Consider the following 23,022-nt stretch of genomic DNA (forward strand, 5'->3'; position numbering starts at 1 on the left):
GACTAGTGCTTTGCCGGTATCGCTGCGTTTACCGATGCTTGGTTAATTGCTTGTGGATCGGCCCACCCGAATACGATCGACGGGTGGGTGAGGCGCCACCACAGATCCGGCTCGGTGATGGGATCAGCGGTGATCACCGAGACGCGTCGCTCGCCGATGGGTGTCGTGATCAACCACTCTCCGACGACAACACCTGCGGGCGCCGTGCCCCCCGCGGGTGTCATCAGCGGGGCGAGCGTGATGGTGCGGTTTGCGGTTTCGCCTGGAATGAGCACCGCTGAGGTGGCTTCGCTCGAGAGGAGCGCGACGGTGTCGCCTGCCCAAGTGACGAGGCTTCCGACCTGCTCCTCTTTGGCGACGAGTTCCACGGTCTGCGGTTGAGCCGTGAGGAGGGCGAGCATCTCCCGGCTCGCTGCCACCCGATCCGCGGCGGTAGGTCTCCCGAGAGATACTGAGATGTTCACCAGAACTCGGCCGCTCGTCTCGCTTGTCTGCGCGGCGAGCAGATTGAATCCTGTGGTGAAGAGGCGGCCGGTCTTTAGCCCGACTATGCCGGGGTCGTTGCCGAGGAGAGGATTTGTGCTCTCCACAACGCCGATGCCAGGGATCACCGCGCTCTGCATCTGCGTGATTTCGGAAAGTGTCGGGTCGGCAAGTGCGAGGCGGGCTAAGCGAACGAGATCCGCGGGGGTAGCCTGATTGCCGGCGTCCATCCCGCTCGGTTCGACAATGGTGAGAGATTCAAGGCCGTGGGCGGCTTTCCAATCGTTCACCGCGGCGACGAACCCCTCATTGCTGCCGAAGATCGCATTCGCGTAGGCCTGGGCGAAATCGTTGGCCGAGGGCAACAGCATGAGCTCGAGCATCTGACGCTGGGTGAATTCACTGCCAACCGGGACGGGGAACGCGATGCCGTCGAGCGCAATGAGTTCGGACTGGCGCTGGCGATCGGCGGGAGTCCATACGTGGGTGAAGCCATCGGAGCCAGGCTCAAGCGGGTTCGCTGCCTGGCCGACCAGGGCGGTGACCAGCTTGGTGATGCTCGCGATCGACTGCGGCTCGTCGCTGTTCGACCACACCTCATCTTCATGGGCCCACCCGACCGCCGTGGGGAGTGATTGTGCACTGACGCCAGCTTCAAGGGCAGCCGGATCTGCCGCGTACGCGGCTTCTTCCGCGACGCTCAGGATGGCCTCGAGTGCCGGGAGTTCGGTTGTGGCGACGGCGACCGTGTAACTTGCGGCGCCGAGCACCAAGATGAGGATGCCTGAGACGACCGTGCGCCTCCGCCTCCGCAGCATGCGTGCCCGAGCCGGATCGAGCGGAGGTGGCGGGGGTGCGTCGGTCACCCTTTCGAGCCTACCTCCGGTGGACGCCGGCGCAGGGTTCGCCGGTCCTGAACCCTGCGTGGTGGTCCACCCTAGCGAGTGGAGGCGAGGCGCAGCGTCAGCCGGTGTGCATGCTCGAGGAGCAGGCGCCCGAGGGCGGGCTGCCGATCCACTGAGAAACGCGGCTCGATGCCGGTCAGACTGAGCGCATACGCCGGCTGCCCCGACGGGCCAAAAACCGCGGCACCCATGCCCCAGCTGCCCTCGACGACGAGGCCCGGGTTCACCGCGTAGCCAGTGCGCCGGGTCTCGGCGATGGCCACTCGCAGCCGCTCCGCCGAGTGCTGGGATCCATACTCGGGCTCAAGGTCAACGCTGTCGAGGTAGCGTTCAATGGTCTCCTCGGGCAGGAACGAAAGGATCGCGAGCCCGGCCGAGGCCACTCCGAGAGGGAAACGGCGGCCTTCATAGAGCACGAACGAGCGAATCGGAAACGCGCCCTCCGCACGCAGCAGGCACACGGTCTCGTCGCCGCGCCGTGCCGAGAGGAATGCGCTCTCTCCGGTCGCCTCGGCGAGCGCCGCCACGTGCTCGCGCGCGATGTCCGAGATGTCGTAGCGCTCGGCGGCGACGGCTCCCATGAGATAGATCTCGGGCCCCAGCAGCCAGTGGCCGGTGCGCTGGTCGCGATCGATGAACCCCTGTTCGATGAGCGAGCTGAGCAACCGGTGCGCGGTCGGTCTCGTGATGGTGGCGGATCGCGCGATGTCGCTCGTGCCGAGCCCTGCAGGCATGGCACCGCTCACGGCGCGCAGCACCGCGGCTATACGACCCACGACCTGCGCGCCGGCGACCGACCGGTCGGGTGACTGTCGATGCGTGCCCTGTCCGTCGGCTTTGGGCGCGTCACCGCTGCGCGTCAGGCCGACACTCTGCGATGTGTCCATATTGTGAACCATACACGCGGAGTCGGCCATGATGCGAGCAATCTGTGAAGCGGAGCCCTGCACAGATTGACCAGCGTCAATGACGCTTTCTACCCTGGGGCTAACGGATCCACTTGGTCACATAATGAACGGATGTCAGCGACAATGGTGTTAAAGATCGCACGGAGCGCGACGGAAGCGCTGAACGGACTGGTCGAAGACGGGATGACGATCGCGGTCGGGGGCTTCGGCCTCAGCGGGATCCCGGTGAACCTTATTCGCGCGTTGCGCGACACCGGGAAGCGAGACCTCACGATCGTGTCGAACAACATGGGGGTCGATGGGAAGGGGCTCGGGCTGCTGCTTGAGAACCAGCAGGTGCGAAAGGTGCTCTCCTCGTATGTGGGCGAGAACAAGCTCTTCGCCGAGCAGTACCTCGACGGCACTCTCGAGGTTGAGTTCGTGCCACAGGGCACGCTGGCCGAGCGCATGCGGGCGGGCGGTGTCGGCATTCCCGCGTTCTACACGCCGACGGGCGTGGGTACCCCGATCGCCGAAGGGAAGCCTGAGTCTGAGTTTGATGGGAAGCGCGCGATTCTTGAGCGTGGGATCGTCGCAGACCTCGCGCTCGTGCGCGCCCACACCGGGGACGCGGAGGGCAACCTCCGGTACCGGCTGACTGCGCGCAACTTCAATCCGTTGGCCGCGATGTGTGGCCGTGTCACGATCGCGGAGGTCGAGCACCTCAGCGACGACTACCTCGATCCCGAGCGGATCGACACTCCCGGTGTCTTCGTGCAGCGCATCGTGCGCGTCGAGGACCCGACTAAGGATATTGAACAACTGACAGTGCGGCCGCGCGCCGCGGCAGTCGTCGGGGAGGCATAAACCATGTGGACGCGAGATGAAATGGCGGCAATCGCCGCCGCAGAACTCACTGATGGCCAGTACGTCAACCTGGGCATCGGCATCCCGACGCTTGTAGCCAACCACCTTCCCGAGGGCATCACGGTGAAGCTGCAAAGCGAGAACGGGATACTGGGCATGGGATCATTCCCCTTCGAGGGCGAGGAGGACGCGGATCTCATCAACGCTGGCAAGCAGACGGTGACACTCGTGCCCGGTGCCTCGATCTTCGACTCGGCCACGTCGTTCGGCATGATCCGCGGCGGCCACGTGCAGACCGCGATTCTCGGCGCGATGGAGGTTGCGGCGAACGGCGACCTGGCCAACTGGACGATCCCGGGCAAGCTCGTCAAGGGTATGGGTGGCGCGATGGACCTGGTGGCTGGCACCCCCCGCGTGATTGTGCTCACCGAGCATGTGTCGAAAGATGGCAGCCCGAAGATCGTTGCCGAGTGCTCTCTCCCGCTCACGGGTGCGGGTGTGGTGGATCGCATCATCTCCGACCGGGCAGTCTTTGACGTGGTTCACGGCGGGTTGGTATTGCGCCGACTCGCACCTGGGCATGATGAAGGTGAGATACGCTCACTCACCGGAGCTGATTTCACCGTTGAACTTGAGGAGATCTACTAATGACCGCAATGATCGCCGGGTACGCACGCACCCCGTTCGTGAAATTCACCGGGCAGTTCGCGGCGCAGCCCGCGACGGTGCTCGGCGCACACGCCGTTCGCGCGGCGCTGTCACGCGCGGGGGTGTCTCCCGAGCAGGTCGATCAGCTGGTGGCCGGGCAGGTGCTGCAGGGCGGCGCGGGCCAGAACCCGGCCCGGCAAACCGCGGTGGGAGCGGGAATCCCGTTGAACGTGCCCGCAATCACGATCAACGCGGTCTGCCTCTCGGGCACCGAGGCAGTTGCGCAGGCGGTGCGGCTGATCAATGCGGGCGAGGCCGATGTGGTGGTTGCGGTGGGGCAGGAATCGATGTCGCTCGCGCCCCACGTGATCCCGATGCGCGCGGGCACGAAGTACGGCACCGCTCAGTTGATCGACACAGTGGATCACGACGGCCTGACCGACGCATTCGAACGCACTGCGATGGGTTCACTCACCGAGACCGGCAACGTTCCGCTCGGCCTGACGCGCGAGCAGCAGGACGCGTTTTCCGCAGAGTCGCACCAGCGTGCCGCGGCGTCAGCCGAATTCTTTGCCGGTGAGATCGCCCCGTTCACGGTGACGTCGCGCCGCGGCGACACGGTGGTATCGGCTGACGACGGGATCCGCCCCGAGACGACCGCCGAGTCGCTCGCTGCGCTTCGCCCGGCGTTCTCGAAGGACGGCACGATTACCGCGGGCAACGCGTCGCAGATCACTGACGGTGCGGCCGCGCTCGTGATCGTGAGCGAGGCTGCGGCTTCGCGACTCGGCCTTTCACCAATCGCTCGCGTTGAGGCCACAGCCTTCGTCGCGGGCCCCGATTACCACCTGCACTCGCAGCCTGCGCGCGCGATCAGTGCGGCTCTGGCGAAGGTTGCTGGCGGCGCCTCGGCTTCCGACCTTGCCGCGGTCGAGATCAACGAAGCCTTCGCTGCGGTCGGCGTGCAGTCGACCACCGAGTTGGGGCTCGACCCTGCGATCGTCAACCCGCACGGCGGGGCCGTCGCGCTCGGGCACCCGATTGGTGCCTCGGGCGCGCGCATCGTGGGCACGCTCGCGCGCCAGCTTGCGACGCTTGGTTCGGGCTCGCTCGGCGCGGTCGGCATTTGCGGCGGCGGCGGCCAGGGTAGCGCCGTGGTGCTTAGGGCGCTGTAGGGGCCAAACTTTTCGGTCGAGTGGACAGCGGCGCAGGGTTCGCGGGATCTGAACCCTGCGCCGCTGTCAGTTTGCGGCCCGACCCCGCATTTCTACAGTTCGGTCTGGAACGGCCAGCCGGTGTACGCCTCAGCAAGGTAGGTGCGCCCCGCCTCGCTTTCGACGACCGAGCGCAGCTCGCCGAGCTGCCGCATCTGGTCGAACTCGCTCGACTCGGGGGAGAGGTGGAGCATGCTCGTCATCCACCACGAGAAGTGCTGCGCCTTCCAGATGCGTTTCCGGGCGGTCTCGGCGTAGCGATCCATCGGGCTCTCGTCGCCGCGCAAGAGCAGCGCCTGCAGCGCCTGGTTCAACAGGATCACGTCGGCGACGGCGAGGTTCATGCCCTTCGCGCCGGTCGGCGGCACCGTGTGCGCCGCATCGCCGACGAGCGCAGCGCGCCCGTGTCGCAGCTCCTTCACCACGAAGCTGCGGAATCGCAGCACGTCGCGCTGGAAGATCGGGCCGCGCTTGAGCTCGGTGTTCGGCACGCGCGACTGCAGCTCGTCCCAGATTTGCTCCTCACTGAGCGCCGCGGTATCGGTCTCCGGGTCGCACTGGAAGTACATGCGCTGCACCGAATCGTTGCGCTGACTGATGAGCGCGAAGCCGTTGGCCGAGTTGCTGTAGATGAGTTCCTCCGAGCTCGGCGGAGCCTCGCACAAGATCCCGAACCACGCGAACGGGTACTCGCGGAAGTAACCGGTCGAGTTCGGGCCCGCGACGACGGGCCGCACGACGCTGCGCGATCCATCGGCACCGACGATGAACTCGGTCTCGATCGTGAACGGCTGGCCTTCGGCGTCGGTGCCCTGCAGGCTCGGGCTCGCCGTGTCCACACCCTCGACGCTCGTGACGGTGGTGTTGAAGCGCAGATCCTGCCCGGCGGCAAGGCGCGCAGCGATCAGGTCAATGAGTGCCTCGTGCTGCGGGTACAGCCACACGCTCCGACCGGTGAGGCTCGGGAAATCGATACGGTGCGCCTCGTCAGCGAAGTGCAGCTCGATGCCGTCGTGCCGGTGGCCGGTGGTGTACACGCGGCTGGTGGCACCGACCTCGGCGAGGATGTCGACCGTGCCCTGCTCGAGGATGCCAGCTCGGATCGTCTGCTCGATCTCGTCGCGGGTGCGCGAGTCGAGCACGACCGAGTCGATGCCAGCCTGCTCGAGCAGGTGAGACAGCAATAGGCCGGCAGGGCCTGCGCCGACGATGGCAACGCGGGTGCGGGTGGTGGTCATGGGGTCTCCTTTGACAGTGGATCAACCAGTCGTTCGCGCGGCTCGCACGCGGTGGTGCTCACCAGTGTGCGGTGGATCCGGATCCAATCCCATCAAATTCCCATTGAATGGGAGTTGGGGTGACTTGAGGGGTCCCGGCAGCGTGTTATTTCCCGCTCGTCATCGTCGAGGAGGCGCAATTGCACCATGCGGTGGCCGGCCCTGGTGGAATTGCGACCCCTGGGGGGAGTGTGGGGCGGGGTGATTGAGGAGAGGCGGGGGTGGGAAAGGAGGGTGAGGGGGGTGGGGTGAGTGGAGAGAGGCGGGGGTGGGGGGTGTGGGGCGGGGTGAGTGGGGGAGAGGCGGGGGTGGGGTGAGGGCAGGGGTGAGGGTGAGGGTGCGAAGGCGAGCGCAGGGGTGGGGTCGACAGCGAGCGCACTAGGGCCTGGTGCGGCGCAGCTCCGCCTCGATCGCGCGCGCCGCCGCCTGCAGTTGGGTCAAGGCGGGCTGCGGATCCACCTCGCGTGGAAGCACCACCGAGAGCGCAGCGACGACCTCGCCAGCGTCCCGAATCGGCACCGCGACCCCCGTCGACACCGCCTCGATCGAGCCGCGTGCCACGACCTCACCGGTGCGGCGGATCTCAGTCAGCGCTCGCCGCAACGCCCGCGCGTCGGTGATGGTGCCCGGGCCGACCGCGCCCAGCGGTCCGGCGAGCACGCGCTCGCGCAGGGCCGGATCGGCGTGCGCGAGCAGCACAAGCCCCGAGGAGGACGCGTGCAGCGGGAGCCGGCCCGCCACCCGGGTGATGTTCGAGACGGCGTCGGGATGCGAGAGTCTCTCGAGGAAGAGCGCCTCGTCCCGTTCGAGCACCGCGAGCTGCGTGTGCTCGCGGAGTTCAGCCTGCACCGCCTCCATGTGCGGCAGCGCGGCTTGCCTGAGCCTTAGGGCAGTGGATCCGCGCAGCGCCAGCTCCCACAGGCGCAGGCCGAGGCGCACGCGGTGCTCCTCGTCCCGTTCGAGCATGCCGGCTCGCACCAGCTCATCGACCAGACGGTGGGCGGTGGCGCTCGGGAGCCCTGCCCGACGCCCGATATCGCTCGCGGTCTGCACGGTTCGATCGGCGCCGAAGGTGTCGAGCACGCGCACGACGCGCTCGATCATCGACTCCCCGCTCGCAGAATTCGCCATGCGCCTAGCTTGCCACGCAAGCAGGTGCAGTCAGTGCGATTCCGGTGAATGGAAGGTACGCTAGGGCTAACGCGCACAGAGGGGTGAAATCAAAGCATGTTGCCAAAGCTCCAGCCCACCCAGAATCTCTATGGCCAAGACGTAGACTCGCACATTCCGGCCGAGGTTGACGGTGTCCTCCGGCTCCTCCCCGAGCACCATGAGATATGGGCGAAGGCGAAGCCTTACCTCGGCGTGCGCGATAACGACAGCCACACCCTGTACGCCTACGGCATCGCCCGGGCCCTCTGCGAGGCCCATCCCGATGCCGATCCGCAGGTAGTGCTGCCCGCAATCCTGCTCCATGACACTGGCTGGTCACAGGTGCCCGCAGATCTGGTGCTGCAGGCCATTAGCCCGAGCGGCGGAGATCCAGCGCTCGTCGCCTGGCACGAACGCGAGGGGGTGCGGATTGCGGCCGAGATCCTGGGTGAAATCGGCACGCTGCCAGGAACGCGAGACGAGATCACCGACATCATTTCCCAGCACGACAGCATGAAGGAGGCGAAGTCGCTGAACGACGCGCTCGTGAAGGATGCGGACAAGCTCTGGCGGCTCACCCCGCACGGTATCGACACGGTGATGGACTGGTTCGGGCTGACCCGCGAGGCCGCGGGCAGGCTCTGCGCATGGCGGGTGCACGACTACTTGCACACCGATGTGTCGCGCGCGATGGCGCGGGGCTTCGGTGCGATCGCATCGGTAGATGCCTGGGCCGAGCGCGCGGAGCTCGGGTGAGGCCGTCCACTGAGTCTCAGCGGGGCCCTTACGTGCTGCGGGAGTTGACCTATTGGCCGGGGGGTCGCTTAGCCTCGGAGCTTCGGTCACACCTGCGGATCGCGCAGACGATTCAGCTGAGGCGCGACAATGCGCACGAGTGACGCGGGCCGCACCGTCGCGTCACGCATTCTCGCGGTGTTCGAGGCCTTCGAGTCGCACGGGCCGAGCCTCTCGCTGACGCAGATAGCCGATTTCACGGGGCTCCCGGTCTCAACCACGCACCGCATTGTGGGCGAACTCACCGAGTGGGGGGCGCTCGCCCGAGACGCGCAAGGACGCTATCAGGTCGGGATCCGCCTCTGGGAACTCGCGCAGAATGCGGGCCGCCGCCTGCGCGACACCGCGCGCCCCTTCCTGCAGGATCTTTTCTCGCTCACTGGAGAATCGGTGCACCTGGCCGTGCGCGAGGGAAACGAGGCGCTCTACGTCGACCGCATCTACGGGTCGAAGCGGGTGCCTCGGGCCTCACGCATCGGTGGGCGGTTGCCGCTGCACGCGACCGGGGTCGGCAAGGTGCTGCTCGCCTACGAAGAGCGCTGGTTCCGTGAGGCCTACCTCGCGGGCCCCCTGGTGTCGCTCACCGAGTTCACCCATGTGGATCCGCACGCCCTTGCCGATGAGCTCGCGCAGATCGCGGGCCAGGGGTTTGCGGTGACCGGCGAAGAGGCCCGGGTTGGCGCGTGTTCGATCGCGGTGCCGGTGGGGGCGGGAACCGGAGCGGGCACGGGTCAGGTGGTCGCGGCGATCGGTATCGTCGCGCTCGCCTCGCAGGAGTCGATGCTTCCGAAACACCTCCCGGTGCTGCTCGGGGTCGCGCGCCGCATCGAGAACGCGGCCACGCACCGGCAGTTCCCCTCCGGTACCTGAGACCCTTCGGCCCTTCAACCCTCTCTCGACCCCGCAATCGGGCAGTAGGCGTCGCCTCCGATCGATGGGGGCGTCGCCTACTGCCCGATTGCGAGAGAGGGGCTACGGTGCGCGATCCACACCGCGGGAAAAGCCGTTTCCATTCAGCGGAAGGTGCGCGTCGAGGGCTCACCCACCAGGCGCATACTTACGACAGACCTTCGATTCAACGACGAAACAGGAGATGGGCATGACTGCAGCGGACTCACCGGCCTCCGGCGGCTCCCCCGTGCACCACGGGTTCAAGCCTTTCGACCAGAAGGACCCCTTCCCCTCGTACGCCGAGTTGCGTCGCGAAGAACCGGTGATGTTCGATGAGCGGCTCGGCTACTGGGTCGTGACCCGCTACGACGACGTGCGCGCGGTGTTCGCAGATTGGGAGACCTTCTCGAGCGAAAACGCGCAGGCACCCGTGCGGCAACGTGGCGCGGCAGCCAAGAAGATCATGGAGGAGGGTGGCTTCACCGCATACTCCGGCCTCTCCGCCCGCGTTCCACCGGAGCACACCCGCATTCGCAAGGTGGCCCAAAAGGCGTTCACTCCGCGGCGATACCGCCAACTCGAACCCAGTATCCGGGCGCACGTCGTGTCGCAGATCGAGAAGATGCTCGCGCGCGACGAGGCGACCGGTGACTTCCTCCGCGATCTCGCCTACGACGTGCCTACGGTCACGATCCTCACTCTCATCGGTGCCGACACCAGCAAGGTCGACCAGTTCAAGGAATGGTCGGATTCGCGCGCGGCGATGACCTGGGAAGACCTCACCGAAGAGGAGCAGATCCCGCACGCGCACAACCTCGTCGCTTACTGGCAGGAGTGTCTGCGTCTGGTGCGTGAGGCGCACAAAACGAACCCCGACTCGCTCGTGGGCGACATGGTGCGCGCGCAGCTGGCGGGCGACGAGATCAGCGACCACGAGATCGCCTCGGTCGTCTACAGCATGCTGTTCGCAGGCCACGAAACCACCACCACGCTGATCTCGAATGCGATGCGCGTGCTGCTGAGTCACCCCGATCAGTGGCAGCAGCTCGTCGCCGACCCGACCAAGATCGGGCCCGCGATCGACGAGGTGCTGCGCTATAGCGGATCGATCGTCGCCTGGCGCCGGAAGGCGCTCGTCGATGCAACGGTCGGGGGAGTCGCCATTCCCAAAGGCGCCGAGTTGCTGCTCGTCATGGGATCCGCCAACCGCGACGAGGAACGCTTCGCAGCCGGCGAGGAGTTCGACATCTCGCGCGAAAACGCCCGCGATCACCTGTCGTTCGGCTTCGGGATCCACTATTGCCTGGGCAACATGCTCGCGAAGCTGCAGGCGAAAATTGCGATCGAAGAAATCGCACGACTCATGCCCGACGTGCGCCTGCAAAACGGTGCAGACATTGGGTTCCGCGAGAATCTCTCGTTCCGAGTGCCCCTCGAGGTGCCCGTGACCTGGAAGGAAGCAGCATGACCGCAAGCAGTACCCGCTACGTTCAGTTTTTTGACGGCGGGATCACGCCTGAGCACGATCTGCTCGGCGGCAAGTGCGCCTCGCTCGTGACTATGACCGCGGCCGGCATGCCCGTGCCCCCCGGCTTCGCCGTCACGACCGCCACCTACGACGAGTTCATCGAGTCCACGGGCCTTTCCGAGCTCATCGCCGAGCAGCTCGCCGGTCTCGATGCCGACGATGTCGCGAGCGTGGATCGTGCCTCGCAGCTGATCCGCGACCGCATCTGCGAGAGCCCCGTGCCCGAGCACCTGCGGCAAGCAGTGATCGACGCGTGGGCTGAGTTGCAGGGGCGCTTCTCGGAACCGGTGCCGGTTGCCGTTCGCTCCTCCGCCACCGCCGAGGACCTTCCCGACGCGAGCTTCGCCGGCCAGCAGGACACCTACCTGTGGCTCATCGACGAAGCCGATGTGCACCAGCACATTCGCATGTGCTGGGCATCGCTCTACACGAGCCGCGCCATCATGTACCGGCTGAAGAACCACATCGAAGACGAAGGTCTCTCGATGGCGGTTGCGGTGCAGAAGATGGTCTCGGCCGAGTCGGCGGGCGTGGCAATCACCATGAACCCGAGCACCGGCGATCGCTCGAAGATCGTGATCGACGCGTCGTGGGGCATCGGCGAGGCCGTGGTCTCAGGGCATGTCACCCCCGACAACATCATGCTCGACAAGATCATGATGACAATCGTGAGCGAGCACATTGGTGACAAGCACATCGAGCTGGTGCCGGACCCCGCCCAGCGAGGCCTCATCGAACGCCCGGTCGACGTGACGCGCCGGGAGATCCGCTGCCTGAGCGACGCCCAGGTGATGCAGGTCGCCGAACTCGCGAAAAGGGCTGAAAAGCACTACGGCACCCCGCAAGACATCGAGTGGGCAATCGACCGCGATCTCCCCGCCGGTGAGAATCTGCTGCTCTTGCAAGCTCGGCCCGAGACCATCCACTCCAACAAGCCGCAGGAAGCGAAACCCGCAACCGCGACGATCGGTGTCTCGAGCCTCACCTCGATGCTCACGGGCTCGATCCGCATCTCCCGCAAGTAATTCACTTCACACTCAGTCACTCCACCCACGCACGAAAAGGATCACGACAATGACGTTAGATTCGACCACCACCGACGCGCCAGCAGCACCCGCGGTCAAGTCCTTCCCCAGCGCACAAGACATTCCGGTGCCCGAGGGGGCAGAGGGCTGGGAGAGCCTCTACCCCTACTACCTGCCCTTCCGCGAGGGCGACGGCTCGGAGAGCAAGTTCTGGTTCTGCGACAGCCAGCACTGGCCGACGGTGTACAAGCCATTTGAGACCATCGGTGGCGAGTTCGCCGTGAAGTGCCTCGGTCAGTACAACACGCGCCACCTGCTGATTCCGCCGGCCAACGGCATCGAGTTCAAGGTGCACCTTGGCTACCTCTACATGAGCCCCGTGCCGGTTCCCCCGGAGGAGATCGCGGCCCGCGTGCCCGAGTTCGAGCGCCGCGTCGGCCACTACTTCGGCAACTGGGAGCGTCTGCTCGACGACTGGAAGGTGAAGGTGCTCGGCACCATCGCCGAGATGGAGGAACTACACTTCGCGCCGCTGCCCGACATGGTGCCCTTCGAAGACATCGAGAGCGGCAAGGCGAAGGACGGCTCAGAGGTGCTCCTGGAGGGCTACGACCGCCTGATCCAGCTCTGCTATCAGAACTGGCAGTACCACTTCGAGTTCCTGAATCTTGGGTACCTCGCGTACCTCGACTTCTTCACCTTCGCCAAAGAGGTGTTCCCCTCGATCCCGGATCAGGCGATCGCGAAGATGGTGCAGGGCGTTGACATGGAGCTCTTCCGCCCCGATGACGAGCTCAAGGTGCTCGCCACCCTCGCTGTCGAGCTCGGGCTGCAGTCGGCGTTCGAGAACACCGATGATGTCGCGGGCACGCTCGCCGCGGTAGGTGCGCGCGCGGGCGGCGACCGCTGGCTCGCCCGGTACGAGGAGGCGAAGGATCCGTGGTTCAACTTCACCGTGGGCAACGGCTTCTACGGCCACGACAAGTACTGGAACGAGTACCAGGAGATCCCCCTCAGCTACATTAAGGACTACATTCGTCGCCTGGATGGCGGGCAGCAGATCCTTCGCCCGAAGGAAGAGTTGATCGTCGAGCGCGACCGGATCATCGAGGAGTACCGCAGCCTGCTCGACGGCGACAACCTCGCCGCGTTCGACGCGAAGCGCGGACTCGCAGCGACCGCCTACCCCTACGTCGAGAACCACAACTTCTACATCGAGCACTGGACGATGGGCGTGTTCTGGCGCAAGGTGCGCGAACTCGGCCGGGTCTTTGTGGCCGCCGGATTCTGGGACAACGAGATGGACATTCTCTACCTCACCCGCAACGAGGTGCGCGATGCGCTCTTCGATTACGTCACCGGCTGGGCCGTGGGCAGCGAGTCGGTGGGCCCGAACTATTGGCCGGCCGAGATTGCCCGCCGCGCGAAGATAGTGACCGCACTGCAGACCCAGCGCCCACAGCCGGCGCTGAACACCCCGCCCGTCGAGATCACCGAGCCGTTCACGCAGATGCTCTGGGGTATCACGACCGAGCAGGTGCAGCAGTGGCTGAGCGACGACGAAGACGACGACGGCGCCATCAAGGGCATGGCCGCTTCGCCGGGCATCGCCGAGGGTCGGGCACGCGTGATCGTGCACGCCGATGAGCTCGGCCTGGTGCAAGAGGGCGAGATCCTCGTCGCCACCATCACCGCGCCGTCGTGGGGCCCGGTCTTTGGCAAGATCCGCGCCACCGTCACCGACATCGGCGGCATGATGAGCCACGCGGCGATCGTGTGCCGCGAATACGGCCTGCCGGCGGTCACCGGAACCGGCAACGGCTCTTCCAGCATCACCACCGGCCAGCTCATTCGCGTCGACGGCAACTCAGGCCGCGTCGAGATTCTCGAGGGCTAGCGATGTCGCACTCCGATCCCACGGCAGCCGGCCGCACGGTGTTCATCACCGGCGCGGCCGGCGGCCTCGGCCGATCGTTCGCCCTTGGGTTCGCCGAGCGCGGCGATCGGGTCGCCATCGCAGATGTTGATCTCGTGGGGCTGGCCGAGACGGCAAAGCTCGTCGAGGCGCACGGTGTGCCCTGCTGGCAGGGGCGGGTCGACGTCACCTCGCCCGAGTCGACCACCGAGGCCGCGAACGCGGTGGCGGAATTCGGAGGCGGCACGATCGACGTGCTCATCAACAACGCGGCGCTCTATGCCGGCATCACCCGCGCGCCGATCGAAGAGCTCGACCCTGACGAGTGGGATCGGGTCATGGCGGTCAACGCCAAGGGCCCGTGGCTCATGACTCGGGGCGCGAGCCCGCACCTCGCCACCGGTGCACGCGTGATCAACATCGCCTCCGCGACCGTGTTCTCGGGCTCGGCACAGTGGGCGCACTACGTCGCTTCCAAGGGCGCGGTCATTGCTCTCACCCGCGTTTTGGCGAAGGAACTCGGCGTGCGAGAGATCACCGTCAATGCGATCGCCCCCGGCTTTACGCTCACCGAGGCGAGCTACGGCCACATGGCAGATGCCGAGCAGTACGGGGTGGATCGCGGCGCGCTGCGCCGCGCCAGCACTCCCGAAGACATCGTGGGTGCCGCGCTGTTTTTCGCCGGGCCCGAATCCGCATTCATCTCCGGCCAGACGCTCGTCGTCGACGGCGGACGCCAGTTCATCTAGGAAGGATCACCCATGTCGAAGGTCGTGTTCACGAGCGCTGCGGGAGACACCCGCGAGGTTGAGGCCGCGGCGGGCGACTCCGTCATGGAGGTCGCCATGCGCAACGGCGTGCCGGGCATTGTCGCCGAGTGCGGCGGCTCGCTCTCCTGCGCCACCTGCCACGTGTTCGTCGCAGAGGCGGACCTGGCCGAACTTCCTCCGATGGAGGAGATGGAAGACGAGATGCTGTGGGGAACCGCGGTGGATCGCCAGCCCAACTCGCGGCTCAGCTGCCAGGTGCGCGTGACCGACGGGCACGATCTCCACGTCACCACCCCCGAGACGCAGATCTGATCATGCCCGAGCACGGCCTGCTGATCGTCGGCTCCTCGCAGGCGGGGGTGCAGCTCGCAGGATCATTGCGCGCCCTCGGCTACGAGCCCCCGATCACCCTGCTCGGCGACGAGGACCATCGCCCCTATCAGCGCCCCGCCCTGTCAAAAGAGTTCCTGCAAGACAAGATCACGAAGGAATCGCTGATCTACCGGTCGCAGGAGTACTGGGACGAGCACCGCATCGAGGTCGTCAAGGGCGAATACATCGAGCGGATCACGAAGCGTGACGACGGTTCCGGCGTCGCGCACTCGGTGACCGCACGCGACTTCCACTTTGACCGCCTCGCGCTCACGGTGGGAGCCCGCGCGCGCCGCCTCGACGTAGCGGGAAGCGAGCTCGACGGCGTGCTGTACCTGCGCAAGGCCGACGATGCGCTCGAGCTGAAGGCCCGCACGCCCGCGGCCTCGCGCGTGGTCGTGATCGGCGGCGGCTTCATCGGTATCGAGGCCGCGGCGAGCCTGCACACGCTCGGCAAGCACGTCACCCTGGTGGAGCGCGGCCCGCGCCTCGTGCGCCGCGCCGTGGGCGAAGAGACCGCCGACTTTATCCTCAGGCACCACGTGGCTCAGGGCATCGACGTGCGCGTGAACGCCGCGGTCGACGAGATTATCGGCGAGGCCGGTCGGGTGACGGGCGTGCGTGTGAGCGGCGAGGTGATCCCTGCCGACATTGTGCTGGTGGGCATCGGGGTGATCCCGAACACCGGTCTGGCCGAGCAGATGGGGCTTGCGGTGAACGATGGCATCGTGGTGGATCGCTTTGCCACCGCCTCGGATGGCGTGACCCTCGCCGTCGGTGACTGTTCGAACCTGCCCAACCCCATCCCGCATTCTCCCGCCGGCGAGCGCGTGCGCTTCGAGAGCGTTAACCACGCGATCGAGCAGGCCAAGGTCGCGGCGTACGCGATTATGGGTCGGCAGGAGGAGTACGCCGGGATCCCGTGGTTCTGGTCGAACCAAGGTGAACTGAAGCTGCAGATCGCCGGGCTCTTCACCGGCTATGACCGCGTGGTGGATCGCAGCCCCGACGCCCCCGGAAAGTTCTCGGTGCTGTACTACCGGGGTGACCGGCTGATCGCCGCCGACTGCATCAACGTGCCGCTCGACTTCATGACCGTTCGCCAGGCGCTCGCCAAAGACGTGAACCTCCCCGCCGCGGAGGTCTCTGATCCCGATGTGCCGCTCAAATCCATTCTTGCCGCCCACCAGCCCCAAGGGAAGTGACCAACGTGCTGACCCATCCCATGCCAGACACCCCGATCAAGCCGAGCGGGCCAATTGACACCTCGCCCATCGCGCTGACCCCGCCCGCAGGGTCAGACCTTGACCCGATCTGGTCGGCGGTCGTGACCGAGACGCGATCTCGCTCGAACGACATTCACCTGCCGATCTCGCTCGCCTTCGCCGAGCGGCTCCTCGCGGCCTACCCGGAGGCGAACGCCGAACTCGTGCGGGTCACGATCCTCCTGCACGACACCGGCTGGGGGCGTGTCGATGAGACGCGAATCATCTCAGAAGGTTTTGGCGGCGATTGGCGTAAGGCCGACATCCGCTTTCAGCATGAGCAGGAGGGCTGTGAGATTGCGCGGGAGGTCCTCCCCGCGCTCGGGTACTCGGATGACTTCATCTCGGCGGTGTGTGCAATCATCGACGGGCACGACACCCGAGCCGACGCCCAAACGCTCGAGGACGCCCTCGTGCGCGATGCCGACCGACTGTGGCGCTTCGATCACGCGGGTATCGCGCTCGCCTCTGGGTGGTTCGGGCTCGACCCCGCAACCTACACCGATCGGCTGCGCAGCGAGATCATTCCCGAGCTGCTCACCGAGGCGGCCATCGCAATGGCGAACACCGATCTCGACCGGTCACAGGTGTTGCTGAAGACGGCGGTGCTGCGATGAGCGCGACAGCAACTGGCACCTGGCCCAACGATTTCCGCACGGCACCGTGGCACCCCACCGACCATTTCATCGATGGTGTCTGGGCGCCCTCGGTCGGCACGGGGCGCATCGAGGTCGTAAACCCAGCGACGGGGGAGCCCTGGGCGAGTGTGCCGGTCGCGGCAGATGAGGATCTCGAGGCGGCGATGGGTGCCGCACGCCAGGCCTTCGACACGGGCCCGTGGCCCCGCATGACACCCTCCGAGCGCGCCGAGGTGCTGCTTCGGTTCGCCGCCGAGGTGGAGGCGCGATCCGAGGCGCTGTCGCTCACGAATACGCGCGAGAACGGCAGCCCGGTTGCCGAGACCGGGGGAGCCGCGGCCAACGCGGCCGGCATCCTGCGCTACTTTGCGGGTCTCGCCCCGCATCTCGAACGTGAGGATGTGCGGCCGTTCCCCAGCGGGGTCGGCGAGAGCGTGGTGCGACGCGATCCACTCGGGGTCTGCGCACTGATTGCCCCGTGGAACTTTCCCATCAACCTCGTCGTGATTAAGTTGGCGCCCGCGCTGCTCGCCGGTAACTCCGTCGTGATCAAGCCCGCGTCGCCCACGCCGCTGTCGATCCGGCACATTGTCGATGCCGCGCACGCGGCGGGAGTGCCCGCGGGTGTCGTGAACCTCCTCACCGGCAACGGGCGCACCGGCGATGCGATGGTGCGGCACCCCTCCGTGGACAAGGTTGCGTTCACCGGGTCGACCGAGGTGGGCCGCAAGATCGCGGCCGCGTGCGGAGAACTGCTGCGCCCGGTGACGCTGGAACTGGGTGGCAAGTCCGCCGCGATTCTGCTCGACGATGTGGATCTCGACGCGTTCGCCCGCGTCTTCGTGCGCTCCTGCATGCGCAATTCGGGGCAGACCTGCTACATCTCCACCCGCATTCTGGCCCCGCGGTCGCGCTACGACGAGATCGTCGACACCATCACCGGTGTAGTGGCGGGGGCCGCGCAGGGCGATCCGCTCGACCCCGCGACCGTGTTTGGGCCGGTTGCCCACCGCGGCCAGTTCGATTCGGTGCTCGAGCACCTGGCCTCCGCGCGTGCCGAGGGTGCCCGGTTCATGACAGGCGGTGACGTGCTGCCGGGCCCGGGGCTCTTCATCGCCCCGACCGTGCTCGCCGACGTCACCCCAGAGATGCGGGTCGCGCGCGAGGAGATCTTCGGACCGGTGGTCACGATCCAACCCTACGAGACGGTCGAGGAAGCCCTCGAGATCGCTAACAGCACGCCGTTTGGGCTCGGCGGAATCGTGTTCTCGGCCGACGAGGAGCGTGCGTTCCGGGTCGCCGAGCTCGTGGATAGCGGGTCGGTCGGCGTGAACTTCTTCGCCTCGAACCACGCGGCACCGTTCGGTGGGCGCCACGACTCGGGGCTCGGGGTCGAGTACGGGGTCGAGGGGCTGCAGCAGTACGTGAGCTACAAGTCGATCCACCGCGCTTCCCACGCCTGACACGGAACGTTGGCGTGCGCGATGCGCGCTGTGCGCATTCGCAAGACTCAGCGATCCCTGATCACCCCAACTTTCCCCAAGTTGCGGTTCCGATCCACTCGGAGCATCAACTTAGGGAAAGTGGACCCATGTTTCTTCCATGCAGGGTGGGTATGGTCGCGGGCCAGCGGTTCAGCACTGCGCGAGTCGCGGGGTGCGCGGGGGCTCGGTGCGGCGGGGGCGGATCGCCTCAAACGCAGCCGCAAGCGACAGCAGCCGAGTGTCGTCGTAGGCGCGGCCCGCGAAGGTCAGGCCCACTGGCATCCGGGTGTCTGCCATCGTGCCCATCGGTACGGTGACGGTCGGAATGCCGAGATGGCGGATCGCGAGATTTCCGTTGGCGATCCACACGCCGTTTCGCCAGCCGAGGTCAGCCGAAGCCTCATCGACGTCCATATCTGCAGGGCCGACGTCGGCGACCGCGGGGAACACCACGGCGTCGAGACCGAGTCCGTCCATCCACTCCTCGTGGTCAACCTGCCGGGTGCGCTCAAGCCCGCGCAAGCCGGGTTCGAGCTCGGGAATCTCGGTGAAGGAAGCGACCGGATGCTCGCGCACGTGGCTCGGGTACTCGGCGATGTCGTCATCGAAGCCGGTGTAGCGATCGGGCAGCGCTCCCGGCGGGTGCGGAAAGATCTCGGCCCCGTCGACGAGCGTGAGATCGGGCAACGCAGGGTCGCCGTTCGCGCGCAGGAAATCGTCCCAGGCCCAAGCTGAGAGATCGACGATCTCGCGCCGCAAGAATTCGGGAGTGACAAATCCGCGTGTGTGCAACTTCGGCGCTCCCGGTCGATCCCCCTCGTAGTTGGAGACGACTGGAAAGTCGACCTCGACGATCTCGGCGCCCTGCCCCTCAAGATCGCGGCGAGCTTGCTCCCACAGCTCAATCACCGAGGTTCGCGTCTCGATGCGTTGCCCGGTCGGGCCACCGATGCCGGGGGGAATTGAGTTGCCGGGTTCGGTGGTGCCAGCGAGTGGATCAGCGTTGATGTACATCTTCGGGATGCCGATGCGCACACCGGTAAGTCGCGACCGAGCCTCTTCGGTTGAGGCCAGGTCGAGCGCAGAGTAGCTTTCCGGTCGTACCTCTGAGGCGGGCGGCAACGCGACCCACGGCTGCGCGCGCCAGAAGTCGCCGCGGGTCTCAGCGTCGTCGGCGACGATCACGTCGAGTACCTCGAGCATGTCGGCCATCGTGCGGGTGTGTGGCACCACCACGTCCATGGTCGGAACGAGTGGCCAGTTGCCGCGCGTCGAGATGATGCCGCGTGACGGCGTGTAGGCGCAGAGCGCGTTGTTCGATGCCGGGCCGCGACCACTCGACCAGGTCTCTTCGCCGAGCCCGAAGGCGGCGAAGCTGGCAGCGGTCGCAGTGCCCGAGCCATTTGATGAGCCAGAGGCGAAGGGAGCGGTCAGGTACTCGGCGTTGTACGGACTCTCGGCGCGCCCATATACCCCGCGCTGCATGCCACCATTTGCCATGGGGGGCATATTGGTAAGCCCGAGGCAAATGGCGCCACCCGCGCGCAGGCGCTCAATTGTGAATGCGTCGCGCTGCGCGACGAGGTCGGCGAAGGCCGGGCTGCCGGCGGCGGCGGTAAGGCCGCGCACCAGGTAGCTGTCTTTTGCGGTGTACGGAATGCCGTCGAGCGGGCCGAGCGTCTGGCCGCGGGCTCGGCGCGCATCGGAATCACGGGCTTCGTCGAGGGCACGTTCGTTCCGCACCACCACCGCGTTCAGTGCGGTCGCGGTGCCTGGGGCGTCATAGGCGTCGATGCGCGCGAGATACGCCTCGACGAGCCAGGCGCTCGAAACCTCGCCGCGTTCGAGCGCCGCCCGCAGTTCGGCGATGCTTGTCTCCACCACGTCGAACATCGTCACGCCCCGACCCGCGGCTGTTGCTGCGTGATGCAGTGCACGCCCCCGCCGCGGGCGAAGATCGGCCGGGCGTCGACCGTCACGACCCGGCGGCCGGGATAGACGGATTCGAGAATCTCGCGGGCGCGAGCATCCGCAGCCTCCTCGCCAAACCCGCACGCGATGACCCCGCCATTCACGACCAAATGGTTGACGTAGCTCCAATCGACGAAGCCCTCGTCATCGCGCAGGGTGCTCGGCGCGGGGATCTCCACGATGTCGAAGGAGCGACCCGCAGCATCGGTCTGGCCCTCAAGGTGCGCACGCAGCTCGCGGGTGACCGCGTAGTCGGGGTGGCCCTGATCCACCTGGGTGTGCAGCAGCAGCGTGCCCGGCGAGGGGATCGTCGCGACAATGTCGACATGCCCGTTTGTTCCGAAGCGCTCCGAATCACGGGTAAGGCCGCGCGGCAGCCACACGGCTTTCGTCGCGCCGAGCGTGCGTGTCATCTCGGCTTCGACGCTCGCGCGCGTCGCGTAGCGGTTGCGTCGCGGGTCGAGCTGCACGGTATCGGTGAGCAGCACGGTGCCCTCGCCGTCGACGTGGATCCCTCCGCCCTCGTTGACGAGCAGCGAGCTGATGCGTTCGGCACCGACCCGCTCGGCAATGAACGCGCCGTGCCGCGAGGAGAGCTCCCATTCCGCCCAGTCCTGGTCACCCCACCCGTTAAAGATCCAGGTCACTGCACCGAGCACCCCGGGCCGTTCATCGTTCACCACAAAGGTGGGCCCCGAATCGCGCAGCCAGAATTCGTCGACAGGAACCTCGACGATGTCGATGCCGTTCGCCCCCGTCGCACCCAGCATGCGGCGCGCACGCGCGATCTCGCTCGGGTCAACGAGCATGGTGACCGGTTCGAACTCGGCGATCGCTTGGGCGGTGGCGGCCCAGGCAGCGTAACCCTCCTCGCGCTCGGCAACGGTTGCCCCAAGGGTCTCGCCCTCGCTAGGGAACGCCATCCAGGTGCGCTCATGGGCTTCGGTTTCGGCGGGCATACGCCAGGCCATGGTGGCTCCTCTTCGATGCGACTAGGCTTGTTGATCAGTCGATCAACAACTGTTCGCTAATCTAACCGAGTGGATCGCATGTCGTCAACCGAACCCCGCATTCCCGCGGCACGCAAGCCAGCCGCGACTCGCCGTGCCGAACTGGTCGCGGCTGCGGAAGCGATCGCGCGGGCCGACGGCCTCGCTGCGATCACCATGCGCGCGGTTGCCGCACGCGCAGGGGTGGCGCCCACCCTCGTTGTCCATCACGTGAAGAGCATGGATCACCTGGTTGCGGAGGTATTCACTCGAATCGTCGCCACCGAACTCGCCGAAATCACGATCTTCGCCGAACGTGCGGCCGAACCGGGAGAGCGGCTCGAAGCCGTGCTCGACACGGTGCTTGACGGCACCCGCGACGAGGTGACGCTCGTGTGGGTTGAGGCGTGGGCGCTTGGGCGACGCAACGCCCCCCTCGCGGTCGCGGTGCGCGGGCAGATGGACGCGTGGCGGGAGTTTTTCGCTGATCTCATTCAGGGCGGCTGCGATGCGGGCCGATACCGGGTCGCAGATCCACTTGCTGTTGCCGGACAGCTGCTCGGCATGCTCGATGGGCTCAACGCGCACTCGCTGGTCGGGTGGGGCGGCGGGGTGGATCGTGCGGCGCTGATGCGCCGCGCCGCGAGCGCTATGCTCGGGTCAGCAGACACGCGCTGAACCGCGCCGCGCACGCGCCGCATGCCACCAGGATCGGTGCTGTGCCAGACTCGGTCCACACCTCTTCAACTCAAGGAGTGCAATGAACGCATGGGTGCCGGGACGCACGGCCGTCCTCGAATGGACCGTGAAGGAGTCGCTCGTTGGGTACATGCAGCGTGATGAGAGCTTCACGGTGCAGGCGAGTGGTGGCGCGAGCTTCGACCCCGCGCGCGGGGTGCGTGTGCCGGGCGAGATCGGCGAGGACGGGGTGCTGCGCTTGACCGGTGAGATCACCCTCAGCGCCCATGATGGGGCACTGGCGATCGCACTCGTCGCGGCCGAGCTCGACCCCGAAAAGGGGCTCTCGATTGCCGACCCGATCGATGGGCTGCCGAGGCGCATGACTCTGGTGACTGTGAAGCGCCGCGAAGATGTCGCGGTGGGAGATTCCGACGCTGGCGCGGCTTCGGGTGGCGAGCCCAGCGAGGTTGGCCAAGAGGTCGAGGGCAACTCAAGCCGCGACGAGAATGTCGTGCGGTTTGCGACCTTCCTCGGATACGATGCCGACCTCTTGTTCATGTACAAGTATTCGACGCGCTCGCCGTTCGACGAGTTGCGCGTGCGGATCCCATGAGGCGACGCGAAGCGGATGCCGCCACTATCTTGCGGTGCGCGCTCGTTCCCGAATGCCGAGTATGAGCAGATCGAGGCCGCGCTCGAAAAGCAGCTGATTGCGCTCTTGGCCCACCGGATGGCTCCGCGCGAGTGCGCCAAGTCGTGATTCCTCCGTGCCCGGGTCGAAGATCAGGTTGGGCGAGAGGCTGTCAAGGGCGACACCGAAGGCAAATGCGTCGAGCGTTTCGACGGTGCTCAAGATCTCGTTCTCCGGAATTCCCGCGGAATCGAGCGCGTCGACCAGCACGCCATAAAAATTCACCGTCGCAGGTTCGTCGATCACCACGCTCAAGAGCAGTGGGAGTACCCTCGGGTGATCGCCATACAGATTCCAGAGCGTGCGCACCGATGTGCGCACCGTATCCTCCCAACTGGCGTGAGCCACAGGCGCGAGGCGATACTCCTCGCTGAGCACTTCGCGCATCGCGTGGATGATGCCCACACGCCCGCGAACATGATGGTACAGCGAGGAAACGCTCACCCCGAGGCGTTCGGCCAGGGGCACCACCTGGAGCTCATGCCCGTCGTCGACAAGTTGGATTGCGGCACGAGCGATGATCTGCCGGCTGAGCAATGCGCGCGTGGGCCTCGCCATGGGACTCCTTCGGATC

The 23,022-nt window shown here is 66.4% G+C and carries 22 protein-coding genes; 15 read left to right on the forward strand and 7 right to left on the reverse strand.

The window, feature by feature from the left end; translation table 11 throughout:
* Positions 1-2: 2 nt before the first annotated feature.
* Positions 3-1,349 (reverse strand): D-alanyl-D-alanine carboxypeptidase family protein, encoded by a 1,347-nt coding sequence (locus tag ACTNFJ_RS00810; protein WP_435907508.1) that lies wholly within the window; start codon positions 1,347-1,349, stop codon positions 3-5.
* Positions 1,350-1,420: 71 nt separating this feature from the next.
* Positions 1,421-2,275: an IclR family transcriptional regulator gene (locus ACTNFJ_RS00815; RefSeq protein WP_435907509.1), complete on the reverse strand. Its 855-nt coding sequence runs from the start codon at positions 2,273-2,275 to the stop codon at positions 1,421-1,423.
* Positions 2,276-2,407: 132 nt separating this feature from the next.
* Here ACTNFJ_RS00815 and ACTNFJ_RS00820 point away from each other — a divergent pair, with 132 nt between their 5' ends.
* The 3 genes from ACTNFJ_RS00820 to ACTNFJ_RS00830 are packed head-to-tail and all read left to right on the forward strand — an operon-like array spanning position 2,408 to position 4,965.
* A complete protein-coding gene (locus ACTNFJ_RS00820) occupies positions 2,408-3,142 on the forward strand; it encodes a CoA transferase subunit A (RefSeq protein ID WP_435907510.1) in 735 nt (244 codons plus the stop codon).
* A 3-nt stretch (positions 3,143-3,145) separates the two neighbouring features.
* A complete protein-coding gene (locus tag ACTNFJ_RS00825) occupies positions 3,146-3,790 on the forward strand; it encodes a CoA transferase subunit B (protein WP_435907511.1) in 645 nt (214 codons plus the stop codon).
* The gene (locus tag ACTNFJ_RS00830; protein ID WP_435907512.1) at positions 3,790-4,965 is read left to right on the forward strand and encodes an acetyl-CoA C-acyltransferase; all 1,176 of its coding nucleotides are present in this window, start codon (positions 3,790-3,792) and stop codon (positions 4,963-4,965) included. Before ACTNFJ_RS00825 ends, ACTNFJ_RS00830 begins: the two co-directional genes overlap by 1 nt.
* A 92-nt stretch (positions 4,966-5,057) precedes the next feature.
* Here the strand turns inward: ACTNFJ_RS00830 and ACTNFJ_RS00835 are convergent, their stop codons facing one another.
* Positions 5,058-6,242, reverse strand: a complete 1,185-nt coding sequence (locus tag ACTNFJ_RS00835) for a 4-hydroxybenzoate 3-monooxygenase (RefSeq protein WP_435907513.1) — start codon at positions 6,240-6,242, stop codon at positions 5,058-5,060.
* Positions 6,243-6,659: 417 nt separating this feature from the next.
* Complete coding sequence (locus ACTNFJ_RS00840) at positions 6,660-7,412, reverse strand: IclR family transcriptional regulator (protein ID WP_435907514.1); 753 nt, start codon at positions 7,410-7,412, stop codon at positions 6,660-6,662.
* 96 nt (positions 7,413-7,508) lie between these two features.
* Here ACTNFJ_RS00840 and ACTNFJ_RS00845 point away from each other — a divergent pair, with 96 nt between their 5' ends.
* The 10 genes from ACTNFJ_RS00845 to ACTNFJ_RS00890 all read left to right on the forward strand — a co-directional run bounded on the left by ACTNFJ_RS00845 (position 7,509) and on the right by ACTNFJ_RS00890 (position 18,095).
* Complete coding sequence (locus ACTNFJ_RS00845; RefSeq protein ID WP_435907515.1) at positions 7,509-8,189, forward strand: HD domain-containing protein; 681 nt, start codon at positions 7,509-7,511, stop codon at positions 8,187-8,189.
* Positions 8,190-8,318: 129 nt separating this feature from the next.
* Positions 8,319-9,098 (forward strand): IclR family transcriptional regulator, encoded by a 780-nt coding sequence (locus tag ACTNFJ_RS00850; RefSeq protein ID WP_435907516.1) that lies wholly within the window; start codon positions 8,319-8,321, stop codon positions 9,096-9,098.
* Between the two features lie 229 nt (positions 9,099-9,327).
* A complete protein-coding gene (locus tag ACTNFJ_RS00855; protein WP_435907517.1) occupies positions 9,328-10,587 on the forward strand; it encodes a cytochrome P450 in 1,260 nt (419 codons plus the stop codon).
* Positions 10,584-11,672, forward strand: a complete 1,089-nt coding sequence (locus tag ACTNFJ_RS00860; protein ID WP_435907518.1) for a PEP/pyruvate-binding domain-containing protein — start codon at positions 10,584-10,586, stop codon at positions 11,670-11,672. Before ACTNFJ_RS00855 ends, ACTNFJ_RS00860 begins: the two co-directional genes overlap by 4 nt.
* A gap of 49 nt (positions 11,673-11,721) precedes the next feature.
* Positions 11,722-13,569, forward strand: coding sequence for a PEP-utilizing enzyme (locus ACTNFJ_RS00865; protein WP_435907519.1), 1,848 nt, complete (start codon positions 11,722-11,724; stop codon positions 13,567-13,569).
* 2 nt (positions 13,570-13,571) lie between these two features.
* Entirely contained in the window at positions 13,572-14,336 is a 765-nt protein-coding gene (locus ACTNFJ_RS00870; RefSeq protein WP_435907520.1) for an SDR family NAD(P)-dependent oxidoreductase, read from the forward strand.
* A 12-nt stretch (positions 14,337-14,348) separates the two neighbouring features.
* On the forward strand, positions 14,349-14,669 hold the full coding sequence (locus tag ACTNFJ_RS00875) for a 2Fe-2S iron-sulfur cluster-binding protein (protein WP_435907521.1): 321 nt from the start codon (positions 14,349-14,351) through the stop codon (positions 14,667-14,669).
* 2 nt (positions 14,670-14,671) lie between these two features.
* Positions 14,672-15,934, forward strand: coding sequence for an NAD(P)/FAD-dependent oxidoreductase (locus tag ACTNFJ_RS00880; protein WP_435907522.1), 1,263 nt, complete (start codon positions 14,672-14,674; stop codon positions 15,932-15,934).
* On the forward strand, positions 15,931-16,611 hold the full coding sequence (locus ACTNFJ_RS00885; protein ID WP_435907523.1) for an HD domain-containing protein: 681 nt from the start codon (positions 15,931-15,933) through the stop codon (positions 16,609-16,611). The genes ACTNFJ_RS00880 and ACTNFJ_RS00885 overlap by 4 nt, the downstream gene beginning before the upstream one ends.
* On the forward strand, positions 16,608-18,095 hold the full coding sequence (locus tag ACTNFJ_RS00890; protein ID WP_435907524.1) for an aldehyde dehydrogenase family protein: 1,488 nt from the start codon (positions 16,608-16,610) through the stop codon (positions 18,093-18,095). Before ACTNFJ_RS00885 ends, ACTNFJ_RS00890 begins: the two co-directional genes overlap by 4 nt.
* A 171-nt stretch (positions 18,096-18,266) precedes the next feature.
* Here the strand turns inward: ACTNFJ_RS00890 and ACTNFJ_RS00895 are convergent, their stop codons facing one another.
* Positions 18,267-20,009: an amidase gene (locus ACTNFJ_RS00895; RefSeq protein WP_435907566.1), complete on the reverse strand. Its 1,743-nt coding sequence runs from the start codon at positions 20,007-20,009 to the stop codon at positions 18,267-18,269.
* A gap of 2 nt (positions 20,010-20,011) precedes the next feature.
* The gene (locus tag ACTNFJ_RS00900) at positions 20,012-21,058 is read right to left on the reverse strand and encodes an agmatine deiminase family protein (protein ID WP_435907525.1); all 1,047 of its coding nucleotides are present in this window, start codon (positions 21,056-21,058) and stop codon (positions 20,012-20,014) included.
* 78 nt (positions 21,059-21,136) lie between these two features.
* Here ACTNFJ_RS00900 and ACTNFJ_RS00905 point away from each other — a divergent pair, with 78 nt between their 5' ends.
* Positions 21,137-21,754: a TetR/AcrR family transcriptional regulator gene (locus tag ACTNFJ_RS00905; protein ID WP_435907526.1), complete on the forward strand. Its 618-nt coding sequence runs from the start codon at positions 21,137-21,139 to the stop codon at positions 21,752-21,754.
* A gap of 82 nt (positions 21,755-21,836) precedes the next feature.
* Positions 21,837-22,370: a hypothetical protein gene (locus ACTNFJ_RS00910; protein ID WP_435907527.1), complete on the forward strand. Its 534-nt coding sequence runs from the start codon at positions 21,837-21,839 to the stop codon at positions 22,368-22,370.
* A 24-nt stretch (positions 22,371-22,394) separates the two neighbouring features.
* Here ACTNFJ_RS00910 and ACTNFJ_RS00915 read toward each other — a convergent pair whose 3' ends face one another.
* Positions 22,395-23,006 carry a TetR/AcrR family transcriptional regulator gene (locus ACTNFJ_RS00915; RefSeq protein WP_435907528.1) on the reverse strand — a complete coding sequence of 204 codons (612 nt, stop codon included), beginning with the start codon at positions 23,004-23,006 and terminating at the stop codon, positions 22,395-22,397.
* Positions 23,007-23,022 lie beyond the last annotated feature (16 nt).

The sequence above is a fragment of the Leucobacter shiyiweii genome, from assembly GCF_052446065.1.
Taxonomy (GTDB): domain Bacteria; phylum Actinomycetota; class Actinomycetes; order Actinomycetales; family Microbacteriaceae; genus Leucobacter.

Coding starts and splice junctions, on each gene's coding strand:
- ACTNFJ_RS00815 (WP_435907509.1), bottom strand. CDS start 2,275: ATGGACACATCGCAGAGTGTCGGCCTGACGCGCAGCGGTGACGCGCCC.
- ACTNFJ_RS00820 (WP_435907510.1), top strand. CDS start 2,408: ATGTCAGCGACAATGGTGTTAAAGATCGCACGGAGCGCGACGGAAGCG.
- ACTNFJ_RS00825 (WP_435907511.1), top strand. CDS start 3,146: ATGTGGACGCGAGATGAAATGGCGGCAATCGCCGCCGCAGAACTCACT.
- ACTNFJ_RS00830 (WP_435907512.1), top strand. CDS start 3,790: ATGACCGCAATGATCGCCGGGTACGCACGCACCCCGTTCGTGAAATTC.
- ACTNFJ_RS00835 (WP_435907513.1), bottom strand. CDS start 6,242: ATGACCACCACCCGCACCCGCGTTGCCATCGTCGGCGCAGGCCCTGCC.
- ACTNFJ_RS00840 (WP_435907514.1), bottom strand. CDS start 7,412: ATGGCGAATTCTGCGAGCGGGGAGTCGATGATCGAGCGCGTCGTGCGC.
- ACTNFJ_RS00845 (WP_435907515.1), top strand. CDS start 7,509: ATGTTGCCAAAGCTCCAGCCCACCCAGAATCTCTATGGCCAAGACGTA.
- ACTNFJ_RS00850 (WP_435907516.1), top strand. CDS start 8,319: ATGCGCACGAGTGACGCGGGCCGCACCGTCGCGTCACGCATTCTCGCG.
- ACTNFJ_RS00855 (WP_435907517.1), top strand. CDS start 9,328: ATGACTGCAGCGGACTCACCGGCCTCCGGCGGCTCCCCCGTGCACCAC.
- ACTNFJ_RS00860 (WP_435907518.1), top strand. CDS start 10,584: ATGACCGCAAGCAGTACCCGCTACGTTCAGTTTTTTGACGGCGGGATC.
- ACTNFJ_RS00865 (WP_435907519.1), top strand. CDS start 11,722: ATGACGTTAGATTCGACCACCACCGACGCGCCAGCAGCACCCGCGGTC.
- ACTNFJ_RS00870 (WP_435907520.1), top strand. CDS start 13,572: ATGTCGCACTCCGATCCCACGGCAGCCGGCCGCACGGTGTTCATCACC.
- ACTNFJ_RS00875 (WP_435907521.1), top strand. CDS start 14,349: ATGTCGAAGGTCGTGTTCACGAGCGCTGCGGGAGACACCCGCGAGGTT.
- ACTNFJ_RS00880 (WP_435907522.1), top strand. CDS start 14,672: ATGCCCGAGCACGGCCTGCTGATCGTCGGCTCCTCGCAGGCGGGGGTG.
- ACTNFJ_RS00890 (WP_435907524.1), top strand. CDS start 16,608: ATGAGCGCGACAGCAACTGGCACCTGGCCCAACGATTTCCGCACGGCA.
- ACTNFJ_RS00895 (WP_435907566.1), bottom strand. CDS start 20,009: ATGTTCGACGTGGTGGAGACAAGCATCGCCGAACTGCGGGCGGCGCTC.
- ACTNFJ_RS00900 (WP_435907525.1), bottom strand. CDS start 21,058: ATGGCCTGGCGTATGCCCGCCGAAACCGAAGCCCATGAGCGCACCTGG.
- ACTNFJ_RS00905 (WP_435907526.1), top strand. CDS start 21,137: ATGTCGTCAACCGAACCCCGCATTCCCGCGGCACGCAAGCCAGCCGCG.
- ACTNFJ_RS00910 (WP_435907527.1), top strand. CDS start 21,837: ATGAACGCATGGGTGCCGGGACGCACGGCCGTCCTCGAATGGACCGTG.
- ACTNFJ_RS00915 (WP_435907528.1), bottom strand. CDS start 23,006: ATGGCGAGGCCCACGCGCGCATTGCTCAGCCGGCAGATCATCGCTCGT.